The following is a 13,625-nucleotide window of genomic DNA, read 5'->3' on the forward strand; positions in this document are numbered from 1 at the left end:
CGTCCAGCATAGCCGCTTTAGCTGCGAGTCTTGACAAACGTCCGGACGATAATTAACTAATAGCGTACAATAGGGTAAGGAGGTGATTAATGTGTTTAATCTGACCTACGAATTTAAGCTTAAGCCCACAAAAAATCAGGTAGCCATCTTTGAGGATTGGTTAGAGCAAAACCGTCGTGTGTATAACTACGCATTAGGTGAGCGTAAAGATTGGTTTAAGTCTCGTAGTTGTCAGATTAACGCCTGTTCGCTCCGGTCTGAATACATCATTTCGGCTGATACCCCTAGACCCACCTATAATCGGCAAGCAGTCGCCTTAACCGCATACCGGAAAACAAGTTCCAACCTAAAGCGGGTACACTCACAGGTACTCCAACAAACACTTAAGCGGCTAGAGAAAGCGTTTGTCAGTATGTGGGAAGGTGGACACGGGTTCCCACGGTTCAAAAAAGTTGGGACAATGCGGTCATTTGTGTTTCCTCAGTTAGGAGTTGAACCAATCCAAGAGAACGCGGTTAAACTACCCATGATTGGGTTGGTTAAATTCAACCAATCGCGCCCAATACCAGAGGGAGCAATCATCAAACAAGCCCGTGTAGTTAAACGTGCATCAGGCTGGTACGTCATGTTAACCCTACACTTCGACTTCGCTCAGTGGGATCTAGATGTGCCTCAGCCAATGCCCCACGGTGAAGCCATAGGCATAGATGTAGGTATCAGTCATTTTGTCGCGGTTTCTAACGGTAGATTATTCCCTAATCCCAAGCCCTTCCGGAAACTTGAACGCAAGCTTAAATTGCTGCAACAAAAAGTAAGTAGGAAGCGCTTAGGGAGTAACAACCGGAAAAAGGCACAAGCCAAAGTAAGCCGATTACACGAACGGATAGCCAACATCAGGAAAAATTACCACTGGGAGTTAGCGCATAATCTTTGTGATTGGGCGGGTATGATATTCGCTGAATCACTTAACCTAAAAGCGTTAGCCAAAGGAATGTTAGGTAAACACTGCCTGGATGCTGGGTGGGGGCAGTTCCTCCAGATACTAGAGCAGTGCTGCTTTAAGCGTGGTGTGTTTTTCCTCAAAACTGATGCCAAGAAAACGAGTCAGATATGCCCTAACTGTCTAACAGAAACGGGTAAAAAGCTGCTATCTCAGCGCATTCATTCATGTGGTCATTGCGGCTACACAACTGATAGAGACGTTGCCGCCGCTCAAGTAGTCTGCATTCGTGGACTTGCAGCCGTGGGACACACGGTCAAGATGCTTTCTGAGGGTAAATTCATTGGAATCCCTGAGACGAAAGAATCCCCGTCACTTTAGTGCGGGGAGTGTCAAATAAATGCTTCGCAGCCACTCTAGGGTTGCGCCAGATAGTCCAAATTGAATCCGGTTCACTAATTCTCCCCATTGATACAGTTCTGACAGAGAAAGGGATTGCTGAAACTTCTGCTGATAAAATTTCGCCCAAAAGTCCGGTGCTTTGTACCGATTCTTGCGCCAGCGCCTGCGCCAACAGAGGGTATCTTTCAGCGTGGGCGAGTCTACGCCTACAATTGGCGGGATATCGGCGTAACTGATAAACGTGCTGACTCCCTTGCCAACAACATGAATCACATATCGCCAGCAGTCAATGCGATAAATCTCATCAGGATGGAGATTGAGCAGAAGCGCAATGGCTTCTGGAGTAACAAATCGCTGTAACGGATGAGTGGCTCTTGATTTTAGCTGAAGTGTTGATAACATAGGAGATGCGCCCCAAATCATGGGGTTGTATTTTGATAGGACATAGCGATCGCTATCTGGCTTCGTAAACTTAGGTGCGATCGCTTTTAATTTGCTTAATGTAGACGAAATTTAAACTTTATGTCAAGAGGCGAACGAGTTCGGTTGCGGATTAGGGAACTAGCTGCCAGGGAGAACTGGACGTTGCTGGATGTCGCTGAACGGTCTGGAGTACCCTATAGTACCATCAAAACCTACGCGCGATCGCCAGGAATGACGATGGTGGATATTGGGGCGTTGCTGAAGTTAGCACGGACATTTGATGTATTGATAGAGGATTTGTTTGAGATTGTGAAGGAGTAGGTCATTTGTCATTCGTCATTTGTCATTTGTCATTTGTTATACTCGCTTCCGAAAAGAAGCAAGTTACCTTTACGTAAGGATTTGAGGAATATTTTATTGATGAGCTTCACACCCAGAAACCGTAGGGGCGCACAGACGTGCGCCCTTTCCACGGACGTGCTAAGCTGTCATGCATTTCATTGGGTATTAGTAGCGAGCAAGATGCTCGCACTACACGGCTTTTGCCCTTGTTGGCATTAAGGTTTAAATGCTGAACAGTTTAGCGTGAGTTCTGTTGATACTCTGGTGGTAAGCCCGGATTAAACATCACCACAAATTGGGCATTCGGCATCAGACGGCGGAGTATGCACAGATGACCATCCGCATCGGAACGGCTACGATACTGTGCTACAGTGACTCCTTGCATTTTGGGTAGCAGGCGAACCAGCACCCAAGGATAAAGGCGTTGTTTGTAAGGCATAATAAATGTGTCTCCATCTGAAATTGGAGCCAGAGCCAGTGCTAAGAGGTTGGTCGCCCGGAGGCACTGGCTTTCTGACCATCTGAAGTTCTGCCTTTATATTACGGGCAAATTCTGGTTAAGTCAATTTAACCATGAGGATTCTGGAATAAAACAGTAATGACGAGTGTGGGGGAAAAGCTTAAACGCCAACGTGAATCACTGCATCTGACGCAGCAGCAAGTCGCTGATCAATTAGGTGTGACGGTAACTACTGTGAAAAATTGGGAAGCTGGCAGACATATTCCAAAGCTATACCCCATCCAGACGAAAGCATTGTGTGATTTGCTCGATTTAACCTTAGACGAGTTGGCAGAGTATAGTTAAGGCAATCAGGAGGCAATGAGTTCAGGTCATAAGCTGATGAAGCTAAGAAAACGGTTAGGGCTAACTCAGAAACAGGTAGCGGATGCGGTAGGCGTCACGGATCAAACTGTGAGTAATTGGGAAGCTGGCAGATTTGAACCTCGACTCACGATTCGTCAGACACAGGCTTTATGTAGCATCTTGCAATGTCCTTTAGACGAACTTCCTAGTTTTAATGAAGCCCAAGAGTCAGACAGCAAACGTGAGTGACTGATTGGGAAAGGAATGTAGGTAAAGGCAAGACGCGATCGCTTAAAAATGGCTAATTTGGGAGAAAAGCTGAAACAACGACGAGAATCGTTAAATTTGACCCAACGGCAACTGGCTCATAAATTAGATGTAACGATAACGACGGTGAAAAACTGGGAAGCTGGCAGGCACATTCCCAAGCTATATCCTGCACAAATGAAAATATTGTGTGATTTGCTAAACCTCACCTTGGAAGAGTTAGCCGAGTGGCATATTTAGTAAATACATGAATAGGCGGTGCGTTACGCTCCGCTAACACACGATGGCGGCTCGGCACGCTTACGTTGCTGCCCCCTAGTCTTCAGTATCTCTATAATTGATAATAAACGCCATTTTGGAGTATATCGCTAATGCCACTTGCGCCAGCCGAAAAACAATGTGGGAAACTCCCCCAGCGAAAGATCCCAAGAAAATGTCTGATGATGAGATTAATGCCAAGTATGAGAAACGAGAAAGAAGAATACTCACTGAAATGAATCGTGAGAAGCTGCCCAGTTTTGTCAATGCGCTCAAGAAACCGGGATATATAGAGATTAGACCGTTTTTCCATCGGCGAAAGCGTTGGGATGAAAAAATGCAATCGCGCTTAATTGAGTCATTTATGCTTAACATTCCCAGGGTAAGAGCATCTAAATTAGGCTTGACATAAGGAGTCAGAGTAATTTAAGGTAGAGTCAATGAAACACGAGGAAAGAACTCGAATCATATAATCGTTATCCATAGCAGTCCGTTTCATTTTTTGTCGGAGACTACGTTGGTAAGTTTGTTCACGATTGAGCGCATTGAGAGCAATGCGTCGGAGGAGAGAAAAATTCCGGGGACTGTGGAAGGAGCGAATCCGACAAGCATCTTCTGCGAAAGTACAATCCAGAGTCCAATGAGCCTGGTTTTCAATACCCCAATGTTTGCGGATAGCTCGACCTAAAAGTAGGGCGTCACTGTGTAAAGAAGTCAGATAAAACTGAACATCACGAGTAGTGTGATTCCAAAGACGGCGAACCCGGATAACCATAACAACACTTTGAATTCCTACCCAAAGTCGGGGTTGGTAAAGTTCGCCAATAGCCGAAGCCGGAACCGACCAGACTTGACGGATTTCCGTGCGATAATGTCCTTTTTCAATACGTTGATCATAACTGACATCAATGCCTTTAAAATTCTGTGCCGAAGCCTGTTCAAACCATGTTTTAACCTGGTGGTAGAGAGTCGGATGATTTGCCTTGAGTGCCAGGACATAATCCGCTTTCTTTTCGATAATCTTTTGAGCAATTTCGGTTTGAGTCCCCATCGCATCAATGGTGATAATAGCATCGGTGATATCTAGTAATTCTAATAAGGCAGGAATAGCTGTAATTTCGTGTTTATTTATCTTCCACTTTCATCTGTGCTAATACCAAGTTTTGTTCACTTGCCCAGGCACTAATCATATGTAGTGCTGATTTTCTTTGATTTCGGTCGTAAGAACCCCGAATTGTTTTTCCGTCTATGGGAATTATCTCTCCTCCCATCTTGGTCACCAGAGTTTCTACCCATTTGAGAAAGCAACGATTCAATTCTTCTGGGTTGATGAACTCAAATACCCGTCGGAAAGTGTCATCGGACGGGATTCCGTTTGGTAGTGCTAAAAATTCTTCTAACCACTGTTGCTTACTGATGCCGTAATTCTCAATATCTTCCCACCCTTGCGCTCCGGCGATGACGGCAAGAATCGCAATCACTAAAATATCGGTGAGTTGATGTTTCTTTGTTCGCTCTACTCTTGGATCTCTTATGGAGCGAAAAATTCTTGACTAAACTCTGTTGAATAACTTCAATTGAGACGGCTTCTTCTGGCTTTGGCTGATGACGATTACTTTTCTTGGCTTGATCCGATTGAGTTTCAAATCCTTCAGACATAAAGCTTCATTCCTGGAGTTTCAAGGGTAAGCGCATTGCTGTAATCTCACTTATGCAAGCTAGCTATGTCAAGTACATTTTTTATCGGTTTGCTTGTCCAAGTCAGGTTGACCTATATCAAGGGCGCGATCGCAAACCTCTTCCTCTTGCTCCACCATGACCGCCCAACCAAGTTTTTGGTTCACCCCGTCAGGGGCGCGATCGCAAACCCCTTCATCTTCCTCCATAATCACCGCCTGATCACCGTTTTGGCTTACCCCGTTAGGGACTTGCGGAAAAATAGAATACCAGTCATTGTAGAGGAGAGGAGGCTTCTCAAAGCAATGCTGTTGAACACTATCATGCTCAAAGAGAACTGGGATGATACTAGCTCAAACCGTACTAACTACATTCTGGCGATGCCATTCAGGTATAGTCTAGTGCATCGCGGCAGCAATCCTTGAGCAGCTCACCCTACTGGCGTGACCCAGCTAAAATGGTGCATTAGTATCGGGGAAAACGGATTTAATAATGAGAACACCCCTATACTGGACGCGATCGCTCTCCAAATATCTGGATGAGTCCACAACCACCCGCCAACAAGAATTTGAGAACACCTTTCTACTGGACGCGATCGCAACTTCATGTTATTGAGGTTGTCACACAATAGTCGGATGTTAGGAGCATGAGGATAGTCAACATCTAATAGATGTTTCACCTCCTCTGCCCAGTCCTCGCTGGTGCGACTATCCCGACAACTTACTCGTCGCCCGCCTCGATTGGGGTCAAAGAACATGAATCTGAAGTTCCCCCATACAGATGTACTGCACCCAGCGTCAAGCCTTATACTGTAATAGTTTTAACGCTCAAGCCCCTCAAAAATCGTACATAAGTAGCACTGGCAAGAATAGCGCGTTGGCGATGCCTGCTGAAGAAGGAACCTATCGCGCTATTCTTCCAATAAACAATCTTATCGGTGAAAACCCTCGCTACATCACAGTGAGGCAGTGCAAGATTTTTTGGCTGGGGGAACTTCAGGTTAATGCATAGGTTTGACCAAAGGTCAATATAATATATTATATTATATTAGTCCTATATTTGCGTATATCATACGCAAACTTATTTTAGTTTTTCCCTCTCCTTGTAAGGAGAGAGTTAACTAGGGACAATTGTGATATCCCATTTAGGCAATGTTTCAGAACGCTGCCAGAAGGGATAGTAATCTTCTAACTCTGTGGGCAGGACTTTGATGCCTTTTTCATAGATGGTTTCGATGTGATGGACAATTGGAGCAATTCCCTTCCAAGTCATATTGGCAGCCCATTGTATGGCAGCTTCTACTGAGTCTAAAATGGCACCATTCCAATAGTTTTCTAGGACGGCCCAACAGCGTTCTATCGGATTGTACTTGCTGTGGTAGGGAGGATAGTAAATCAGGCGAATTTTTACATCAATCTCTTGGGAAAGTTCAACCATTCGTTTGATAAATTGGGTGCGGTCACTGCGAGTTGCTACACCGCCATCAAGATCAATCACCCATTCAGAAATCTCCGGATAATCGGGTTGATTTTGTTTCCACCAAGCAGTTAAACAATCGACGATAAAGTCACTAGTTTCAACAGAGTGACCCATATAAATCGATAATTGTTCGCTGTGGGTGTTGAGAATACCAAAGGGGATTAAGATACCTTGCCACTGGGTATCGTGGTCATCCGCCTTTTTCGGCTTCAAAGTCCGTGCCTTACCACCTCTGGACAGATTGCCAATTTTGACCTTGGCTTTGGTATCAATAGATACTCGCAACGATTTGGGATTTTCATCTGATGCCTGATTCTGTTTAAATACATTATCGAAAATGGCATCGGTTTGAGGCGTTTTTTTTAAAGGTTTTGTTTTTTGGGTTTTTTTAGGCGATACCCCAAGCGGTTGAGAATTTCACCTATTGTCTGCCTAGAGGGCAAGTCGCTCTCAGAGTAACCAACTTCGTTTACTAATGCCTCTCGGACTGCTTTGGCACTGATGCGCGTATATAGAAAGGTCGATTGAAATTTTGGGTCGGCTTGGGCTTCTCTATCTACCAGGGAGTGGATATCCGCTTCTAAGTTAGGCAGCACTTGTTCCGTTTTGTGTCGCCCTCTTGCTTGATAGTTATCTACACAGATAAGTCCGGTTCGCCGTTCATTCAATCCCAGTTGTACGCTATGGCGATTCCAGCCCATAGCGGTTTCCGCTTTGCGGGCTGACCCATCAAAATAATCTTCGGTGACAGACGCGATAAAATCTCGTTTACGGTGACCTGTCAGTTTCTCACTGGCATCTTTAAACGTAGCTAGTACAGTTTGAGCTAGTATCATCCCGGTTCTCTTTGAGCATGATAGTGTTCAACAGCATTGCTTTGAGAAGCCTCCTCTCCTCTACAATGACTGGTATTCTATTTTTCCGCAAGTCCCTTAGGGGCGCGATCGCAAACCCCTTCGTCTTCCTCCATAATCACCGCCTGATCACCGTTTTGGCTTACCCCGTTAGGGGCGCGATCACAAACCTTTCTGAATCTCAAATGACTTTGGCTTTTGTCAAGTACAATTTATACCAAATTAGATGAGCTTACCCTGTTAACATTCCAGTTCCACCTATTATCCTATACGAAAGGGAATATAACTCCTATGAACTTATTGATGGTGAACAGAGAATCACGGCAATTCAAGATTTTTACGAAAATAAACTCGAATTAACGGATTTGGAAATTTGGTCTGAACTTGAGGGGTACACTTATAATCAACTTCCCCTAAACATCAAAGCTGCACTTGCTCGTCGCTCCCTTTCATCTATAGTGCTGATCACGGAGTCCGCCTCTGACCCGGAAGAAGCACTTCTATTAAAACAGATTGCCTTTGAACGCCTTAATACTCGAGGAGTTGCTCTAACCCGTCAAGAGGTACGGAGTTGTTTATATTACGGAAAATTTAATCAATTATTATTTGAAATTTCTCAAAATCATATATTGAGAAAAGCTTGGGGAATACCTATTGACGATAATGAAGCAATTTGGAGAAATCGTTTATACACAACAATGGAAGATGTGGAATTAGTTCTTCGCTTTTTTTCTCTAAGGCATTATCATAAAATCAAAGAAAATTTGCAAAACTTTCTTGATAAATATATGATTAAAAGCCTAGGTTTTTACGACAAAGATATTGCTATTTTAAGGAATATATTCTTAAAGACTATTTCTCTTGCACACCAAATATACGGAAAAAATTTATTTAATCCTAAACCATTTGAACTCCAAAATATTACCTTTAAGAATAAGCCTTATAAAACTTATTACGAGGCGGTCATGGTAGGGTTGAGCAATCATTTAGATAGTGAAGATGTTTTAATTGCTCGAAAAGAAAAAGTGATTGAAGCAACAAAACAACTCTTTCAAGAAGATAAAGATAGACTTTTAACAGGTGGAGGAAAAACGAAAGCGGATATTCAGAAACGACTGAGGCTGTTCGATGATATGCTGGCTCAAGTCATCAACGAATAAGTCATGATGTTTCAGGAGCTTCTGAAGACAGTACAGAGAAATATTTCTACTGTCCGTTCTATTATCCAAGTTAACGAAAAACTTATAAGAGCTGCTTTTGGAGATAAGAGTATAATCACACAGGAATGGGGAACGGAAGTAGACTCTATCATTGCCCAACTAACACAGGATGCTCCAGAACCAAGGGATTGGCGAATTTACGATCATTGCGCTGTAGTAACACGGTTATACGCTATTTATGAACGTTTTCTTGAAAACTTAATTCGAGAATGGATACAAGTTCTTCCAGATTTATTTCCAGTTTATGCAGATTTGGAAGAGAGAATTTGTAATACATATCGAATAGGTGTAGCTCGGTTACTGTTGGATCTAACAAAAAATCGATTTGGACATCTTTCTATTGAAGAAGTTATTAGAGGATTATTTTATGGAGCTAGTGGTACTGGAACAAAGTATGAACTACTGCCAGATGCCTTTCTATTGCATGAGCAGAACCTACGCAGAGAAGCATTAGAAAAAATGTTTGCTGATGCTGGTATTGGAAACGCTTGGACTTGGGTGGAAAAGTATAGAAAAATCAAGAACTTTATCAGTTGGAACAAGTGTTTTTCTGATGGGCGAAGCCTACTGTCAATTGGCAACGATTAAAGGTATTCAGGTTGATGATGCTGATCAGGAGTCAGTACAGACAAGCCGTGGCATGGAATTGGGATTAAAATTTGATGTCGAAGCCCGAAAAAAATTACGTTTATATGTGGTTAAATAAGCGAGGGTGAGTCTGTCAAACTAGGACGATTTGGAAAAGGGCGATCGCGCTACCCATCTCAAACCCAAATAGGGTGATTATTCTCCGATTAATAAATTAATGAGTCATATCGCCGCCCGTCGATAACCTCAGTTATTGTAAAATTTAGCGGATAGCACATTCTCTTCAGACTATGCCAAAATCGATGATATGTATCATTAACTTTGAGCAATGACTTGGTCTTCTGGACAGAAGTTGCATGGCAACAATTATATTCTGGAAAAAGAATTAAAACGCGGACAATTTAGCGTTACCTATCTGGCGAGCGATCGCAAAAAACATCAATGGGTGGTCAAAACCCTGAGTGATCAGCTAATCCACGACTTCAGCCAACCGGAAGTCGATCAGATTCAGGAAACGTTTTTGTGCGAAGCGGTAAAGCTGGTAAAATGCCGACATCCTCATCTGGTGCAAGTTAAAGAACCATTGGTTGAAGGACATCAGGTTGGCATTGTCATGGAGTATCTGGATGGTGTCGATTTAGCCAGCCACGCCCAAAAGGGTTTACCAGAATCAGAAGCGCTGCTTTATATCCAACAAATTGGCGAAGCCTTGAAAGTGATTCACGAGGCGGGGTTAATTCATCGAGATGTCAAACCCAGTAATATTCGATTACGCACCGATAAACAAGAAGCCGTGTTAATTGATTTTGGCTTAGCGCGAGAATGTAATGATGCATCAACAACGGTTGATACTCATACAGCCGATGGATTTGATGCCTTAGAGCTTTATAATGTGGACACTCCCCTAGGAGCTTATACGGATGTTTATTCATTAGCGGCAACGCTATACTTTTTAGTCACGGGAGAAATTCCGCCCAAGGCAATGGATCGCTGTATGTCGAAAGCGCGATTAATTCCACCAAAACAGATTAACGAACAAATTAGCGATCGCACGAATGAAGTGATTCTGATTGGGATGGCGTTACAGGTTGATGAACGCCCCCAAACCATACAGGAATGGCTGGATTTACTGGGATTACAGCGTCAAATTCCTGGATCAAAACGCCAGAAGTCACCCATGATTTTAATCGGCGCAATCATCGCCGTCGTTGGTGTGTTAGGTTTAATTGCGGCTTGGTTCTTGTTCAAACCGACAGCCATCCCTCAAGAACCCACACCCGTGCAAACGCCAGTCTCGTTAATTTATACGCCTGTCAGTAGCGTTTCCCCAATCACCTTTTGGTCAAACGGTTAACGGACACCCTCCGTCTTCGTCAGGGAGGATACCAAGTTCGCTTAAGTAACCCCCCTTCTCCCTTGGGTACTTTTTCTGTGGCATCTTCTGCCCTCTGTCTGATTATATTTTTTTAACCAGGGTTTATTTTTTTTAAGAAAACTGGACATTGGTACCATACCTGTCAAACTAAATAATATCTCTACGTTGTAGGAGATTTGGCAGTGGAGTATGAAATTCGCTACAAGCCCGCCTTTGCCGCTATTTTCCTGACACTCAATCCCGGTGACAGAATCACGGCAGAAGCAGGTGCGATGACGAGTATGGATGGTAAACTCACCGTGAAGACGGAGTTTTCGGGTGGCTTTATCCCAGGCTTACTCAAAAAGTTCTTTGGCGGAGAATCATTATTTGTTAATACATTTCATAATCAAACGCAACAACCCTTAACTTTAGTTCTTACTCAGTCCACCATTGGCGACATTGTTGGTGTGGATTTGCGCGGAAATTCCCTTTGCTTTCAACCCGGTGCTTATATTTGCCATACCTCTGGCGTCAAACTGGGGGTGCGGTGGGCGGGTTTGAAGAGTTGGTTTTCTGGAGAAGGATTGTTCAAACTTCAAGTTAAGGGTCAGGGTAAGGTATTCTTTGGTGCCTATGGTGGATTGACGAAAAAGCGGGTTAATGGTGACTTTGTTGTCGATACGGGTCATTTAGTCGCCTATGAACCAACAATTAAGATGAATGTTGGTTTAGCCGGGGGTTTATTGGGTTCAATGACTTCTGGTGAAGGCTTCATTAATCGACTTACGGGGACAGGAGAAATTTATCTCCAGTCTCGCAGTATTAGTGGTTTAGTCAGCTATTTACAACCAAAATTGCGTTAATCAGTAGTCGAACAAAAGAAAACAGCACGGTACTAAGTTTTGCAAACAAGTATCAAGGCTTTACGAATGACAAATGACATAAACAAATGACGAATAATGAATATTGAACTGTTGCATCAACCCGATAGTGCGATCGCGCGTGTTGTTCTGGAGGCTAATGAAGAGTTAGTGGCGCAAGCTGGCTGTATGATTGCCATGAATGGTTCCATTAATGCCAGTACCACATTACGCAAGGGGAAGGGTGGCGGTATTTTGGGCGGACTCAAACGCATGGTGGCGGGGGAATCGCTATTTTTAAGTGTGTTCCGTTCACCAATTGCAGGGGGAGAAGTCTTTCTCGCACCCAAACTCATGGGTGATCTTCTCGTCTATGAGATGAAGGGTAAAGAGTTAGTCGTTCAGGCGACATCGTATTTGGCTAGCGAGTCAGGGGTTGATATTGATCTCGGCTTTCAAGGGTTTAAATCTCTGTTTTCAGGTGAATCGATTTTTTGGTTGAGTCTTAGCGGCTATGGGGTTGTTTTGTTAACCTCATTTGGCGGAATTTATAAAGTACCTGTCAATGGGGAATATGTTGTCGATACAGGTCATATTGTCGCCTTTGAAAAAAGTCTGAATTTTGATATTACCAAAGCCGGATCGAGTTGGCTGAGTGCCTTTTTGGGTGGAGAAGGACTGGTTTGTCGATTTAAAGGACAAGGAAACGTCTATTGCCAAACTCACAATCCTGGTGCTTTTGGTTCTCAGGTTGGTTCTAAACTACCGCCACAATGAGTGGGTTTAGGTTGAGTTTCGTCCCTTCATAGCAAGTGGACGTAAATGGTGGGAAAACTAAATAAAGGATAAATCATCATGAGTCAGCGAATTTCTTATAAAATAGAGCATTCACCATCTTATGCTTCTTTGGTGATTAACTTGAAAACCAATGAAACGGTTTTAGTTGAATCCGGTGCTATGGCGGCAATGGATACTTGTATTAAAATGAAGTCCAGGGCTAAGGGTGGCTTGATGAAAGGACTTGGGCGAATGGTGAGTGGTGAGTCCTTTTTTATTAGTGAGTTTACCGCTGAAGGAAAATCAGGAGAGTTGTATGTTTCCCCTGGAGTACCGGGAGATATTTGTCATTATTACTTGCAAGAGAATGCCTTAATGATTCAATCCTCTGGATTTGTCGCCGCCAGTCCCACGGTAGAAATAGATACCAAGTTTCAGGGGTTTAAAGGCTTCTTTAGTGGTGAGTCCTTATTTTTAATTCGGGCAACGGGAGTCGGGGATATTTGGTTTAGTTCTTATGGGGCGATTGTGGAAATTCCTGTAGCTGGGGATTATGTGGTGGATACCAGTTATATTGTGGCATTTGAAGATACGTTGAATTATAACGTAGAAATGCTGGGCGGTTTATCGTTTCGTGGATTAAGAACAGGGATTTTGGGGGGTGAAGGATTGGTTTGTCGGTTTAATGGAGAAGGGCGGTTATGGGTGCAGTCAAGAGAACTGTATAGTTTGATTAATTTCTTAAATCCCTTCCGCCCGACGAAGAGTAATAATTAGTTAGTAGTAAGCGCTTTAGCGCTTCTAGGCACTAAAGTGCCGACTACGTACATACATAGGTACAAAAATAGTATGTAGTAAGCGCTTTAGCGCTTTGAGGCACTAAAGTGCCGACTACATACGTACATAGGTACAAATAGCTTGTAGTAAGCGCTAAAGCGCTTTGAGGCACTAAAGTGCCGACTACGTACATACATAGGTACAAATAGTATGTAGTAAGCGCTTTAGCGCTTTGAGGCACTAAAGTGCCGACTACATACATACATAGGTACAAAAATAGTATGTAGTAAGCGCTTCAGCGCTTTGAGGCACTAAAGTGCCGACTACATACATTACATAGGTAAAAATAGCTTGTAGTGAGCGCTTTAGCGCTTTGAGGCACTAAAGTGCCGACTACGTACATACATAGGTACAAATAGTATGTAGTAAGCGCTTCAGCGCTTTGAGGCACTAAAGTGCCGACTACATACATTACATAGGTACAAATAGCTTGTAGTGAGCGCTTTAGCGCTTTGAGGCACTAAAGTGCCGACTACGTACATACATAGGTACAAAAATAGTATGTAGTAAGCGCTTCAGCGCTTTGAGGCACTAAAGTG

Annotated in this window: 15 protein-coding genes and 4 pseudogenes; 13 read left to right on the forward strand and 6 right to left on the reverse strand. The window is 43.4% G+C overall.

What is annotated here, in order from left to right; genetic code table 11:
- The first annotated feature begins 91 nt into the window (after positions 1-91).
- Positions 92-1,321 carry an RNA-guided endonuclease InsQ/TnpB family protein gene (locus tag MC7420_RS30700; RefSeq protein WP_044210752.1) on the forward strand — a complete coding sequence of 410 codons (1,230 nt, stop codon included), beginning with the start codon at positions 92-94 and terminating at the stop codon, positions 1,319-1,321.
- On the opposite strand, the gene MC7420_RS30705 is transcribed toward MC7420_RS30700, so the two are convergent.
- A complete protein-coding gene (locus tag MC7420_RS30705) occupies positions 1,313-1,744 on the reverse strand; it encodes a hypothetical protein (RefSeq protein WP_157453401.1) in 432 nt (143 codons plus the stop codon). The two genes, MC7420_RS30700 and MC7420_RS30705, sit on opposite strands and share 9 nt — an antisense overlap.
- A gap of 120 nt (positions 1,745-1,864) precedes the next feature.
- Between MC7420_RS30705 and MC7420_RS30710 the strand changes: the two genes are divergently transcribed.
- Positions 1,865-2,086 carry a helix-turn-helix domain-containing protein gene (locus MC7420_RS30710; protein WP_044210723.1) on the forward strand — a complete coding sequence of 74 codons (222 nt, stop codon included), beginning with the start codon at positions 1,865-1,867 and terminating at the stop codon, positions 2,084-2,086.
- 259 nt (positions 2,087-2,345) lie between these two features.
- Here MC7420_RS30710 and MC7420_RS30715 read toward each other — a convergent pair whose 3' ends face one another.
- Positions 2,346-2,546 (reverse strand): hypothetical protein, encoded by a 201-nt coding sequence (locus MC7420_RS30715; RefSeq protein WP_006105637.1) that lies wholly within the window; start codon positions 2,544-2,546, stop codon positions 2,346-2,348.
- A gap of 159 nt (positions 2,547-2,705) precedes the next feature.
- Between MC7420_RS30715 and MC7420_RS30720 the strand changes: the two genes are divergently transcribed.
- From MC7420_RS30720 to MC7420_RS30735, 4 genes and pseudogenes are all read left to right on the forward strand, one after another.
- Positions 2,706-2,912, forward strand: coding sequence for a helix-turn-helix transcriptional regulator (locus MC7420_RS30720; protein WP_006105643.1), 207 nt, complete (start codon positions 2,706-2,708; stop codon positions 2,910-2,912).
- Positions 2,913-2,927: 15 nt separating this feature from the next.
- Positions 2,928-3,161, forward strand: coding sequence for a helix-turn-helix transcriptional regulator (locus MC7420_RS30725; protein WP_006105695.1), 234 nt, complete (start codon positions 2,928-2,930; stop codon positions 3,159-3,161).
- Positions 3,162-3,209: 48 nt separating this feature from the next.
- A complete protein-coding gene (locus MC7420_RS30730; protein WP_006105609.1) occupies positions 3,210-3,419 on the forward strand; it encodes a helix-turn-helix transcriptional regulator in 210 nt (69 codons plus the stop codon).
- 157 nt (positions 3,420-3,576) lie between these two features.
- Positions 3,577-3,816: pseudogene (locus MC7420_RS30735) on the forward strand (hypothetical protein); the annotation flags it as partial.
- Positions 3,817-3,834: 18 nt separating this feature from the next.
- On the opposite strand, the pseudogene MC7420_RS30740 reads toward MC7420_RS30735, so the two are convergent.
- The 4 genes and pseudogenes from MC7420_RS30740 to MC7420_RS44220 all read right to left on the reverse strand — a co-directional run bounded on the left by MC7420_RS30740 (position 3,835) and on the right by MC7420_RS44220 (position 7,429).
- Positions 3,835-5,096, reverse strand: a pseudogene (locus MC7420_RS30740) (ISAs1 family transposase).
- 68 nt (positions 5,097-5,164) lie between these two features.
- Complete coding sequence (locus MC7420_RS40770; RefSeq protein ID WP_006105647.1) at positions 5,165-5,323, reverse strand: hypothetical protein; 159 nt, start codon at positions 5,321-5,323, stop codon at positions 5,165-5,167.
- Between the two features lie 383 nt (positions 5,324-5,706).
- Positions 5,707-5,874 (reverse strand): annotated as a pseudogene (locus MC7420_RS37515) (IS630-like element ISMae25 family transposase); the annotation flags it as partial.
- 356 nt (positions 5,875-6,230) lie between these two features.
- Positions 6,231-7,429 (reverse strand): annotated as a pseudogene (locus tag MC7420_RS44220) (ISAzo13 family transposase).
- A gap of 263 nt (positions 7,430-7,692) precedes the next feature.
- Between MC7420_RS44220 and MC7420_RS30760 the strand changes: the two are divergent.
- The 7 genes from MC7420_RS30760 to MC7420_RS30785 all read left to right on the forward strand — a co-directional run bounded on the left by MC7420_RS30760 (position 7,693) and on the right by MC7420_RS30785 (position 13,026).
- Entirely contained in the window at positions 7,693-8,607 is a 915-nt protein-coding gene (locus MC7420_RS30760) for a DUF262 domain-containing protein (RefSeq protein WP_083799222.1), read from the forward strand.
- 3 nt (positions 8,608-8,610) lie between these two features.
- A complete protein-coding gene (locus tag MC7420_RS30765) occupies positions 8,611-9,255 on the forward strand; it encodes an MAE_28990/MAE_18760 family HEPN-like nuclease (protein ID WP_198016601.1) in 645 nt (214 codons plus the stop codon).
- A complete protein-coding gene (locus tag MC7420_RS43610; protein WP_269546360.1) occupies positions 9,242-9,373 on the forward strand; it encodes a hypothetical protein in 132 nt (43 codons plus the stop codon). Before MC7420_RS30765 ends, MC7420_RS43610 begins: the two co-directional genes overlap by 14 nt.
- 210 nt (positions 9,374-9,583) lie before the next feature.
- Positions 9,584-10,609, forward strand: coding sequence for a serine/threonine protein kinase (locus MC7420_RS30770; RefSeq protein ID WP_006105644.1), 1,026 nt, complete (start codon positions 9,584-9,586; stop codon positions 10,607-10,609).
- 203 nt (positions 10,610-10,812) lie between these two features.
- Positions 10,813-11,475: a TIGR00266 family protein gene (locus MC7420_RS30775; RefSeq protein ID WP_006105678.1), complete on the forward strand. Its 663-nt coding sequence runs from the start codon at positions 10,813-10,815 to the stop codon at positions 11,473-11,475.
- A gap of 96 nt (positions 11,476-11,571) precedes the next feature.
- Entirely contained in the window at positions 11,572-12,249 is a 678-nt protein-coding gene (locus MC7420_RS30780) for a TIGR00266 family protein (RefSeq protein ID WP_006105651.1), read from the forward strand.
- A gap of 78 nt (positions 12,250-12,327) precedes the next feature.
- The gene (locus MC7420_RS30785; RefSeq protein WP_006105624.1) at positions 12,328-13,026 is read left to right on the forward strand and encodes a TIGR00266 family protein; all 699 of its coding nucleotides are present in this window, start codon (positions 12,328-12,330) and stop codon (positions 13,024-13,026) included.
- The last annotated feature ends 599 nt before the right edge of the window (positions 13,027-13,625 follow it).

The organism is Coleofasciculus chthonoplastes PCC 7420, assembly GCF_000155555.1.
GTDB lineage: Bacteria > Cyanobacteriota > Cyanobacteriia > Cyanobacteriales > Coleofasciculaceae > Coleofasciculus > Coleofasciculus chthonoplastes_A.

Coding starts and splice junctions, on each gene's coding strand:
- MC7420_RS30730 (WP_006105609.1), top strand. CDS start 3,210: ATGGCTAATTTGGGAGAAAAGCTGAAACAACGACGAGAATCGTTAAAT.
- MC7420_RS30705 (WP_157453401.1), bottom strand. CDS start 1,744: ATGTTATCAACACTTCAGCTAAAATCAAGAGCCACTCATCCGTTACAG.
- MC7420_RS30710 (WP_044210723.1), top strand. CDS start 1,865: ATGTCAAGAGGCGAACGAGTTCGGTTGCGGATTAGGGAACTAGCTGCC.
- MC7420_RS30725 (WP_006105695.1), top strand. CDS start 2,928: ATGAGTTCAGGTCATAAGCTGATGAAGCTAAGAAAACGGTTAGGGCTA.
- MC7420_RS30715 (WP_006105637.1), bottom strand. CDS start 2,546: ATGCCTTACAAACAACGCCTTTATCCTTGGGTGCTGGTTCGCCTGCTA.
- MC7420_RS30720 (WP_006105643.1), top strand. CDS start 2,706: ATGACGAGTGTGGGGGAAAAGCTTAAACGCCAACGTGAATCACTGCAT.
- MC7420_RS30770 (WP_006105644.1), top strand. CDS start 9,584: ATGACTTGGTCTTCTGGACAGAAGTTGCATGGCAACAATTATATTCTG.
- MC7420_RS30785 (WP_006105624.1), top strand. CDS start 12,328: ATGAGTCAGCGAATTTCTTATAAAATAGAGCATTCACCATCTTATGCT.
- MC7420_RS30765 (WP_198016601.1), top strand. CDS start 8,611: ATGATGTTTCAGGAGCTTCTGAAGACAGTACAGAGAAATATTTCTACT.
- MC7420_RS40770 (WP_006105647.1), bottom strand. CDS start 5,323: ATGGAGGAAGATGAAGGGGTTTGCGATCGCGCCCCTGACGGGGTGAAC.
- MC7420_RS30780 (WP_006105651.1), top strand. CDS start 11,572: ATGAATATTGAACTGTTGCATCAACCCGATAGTGCGATCGCGCGTGTT.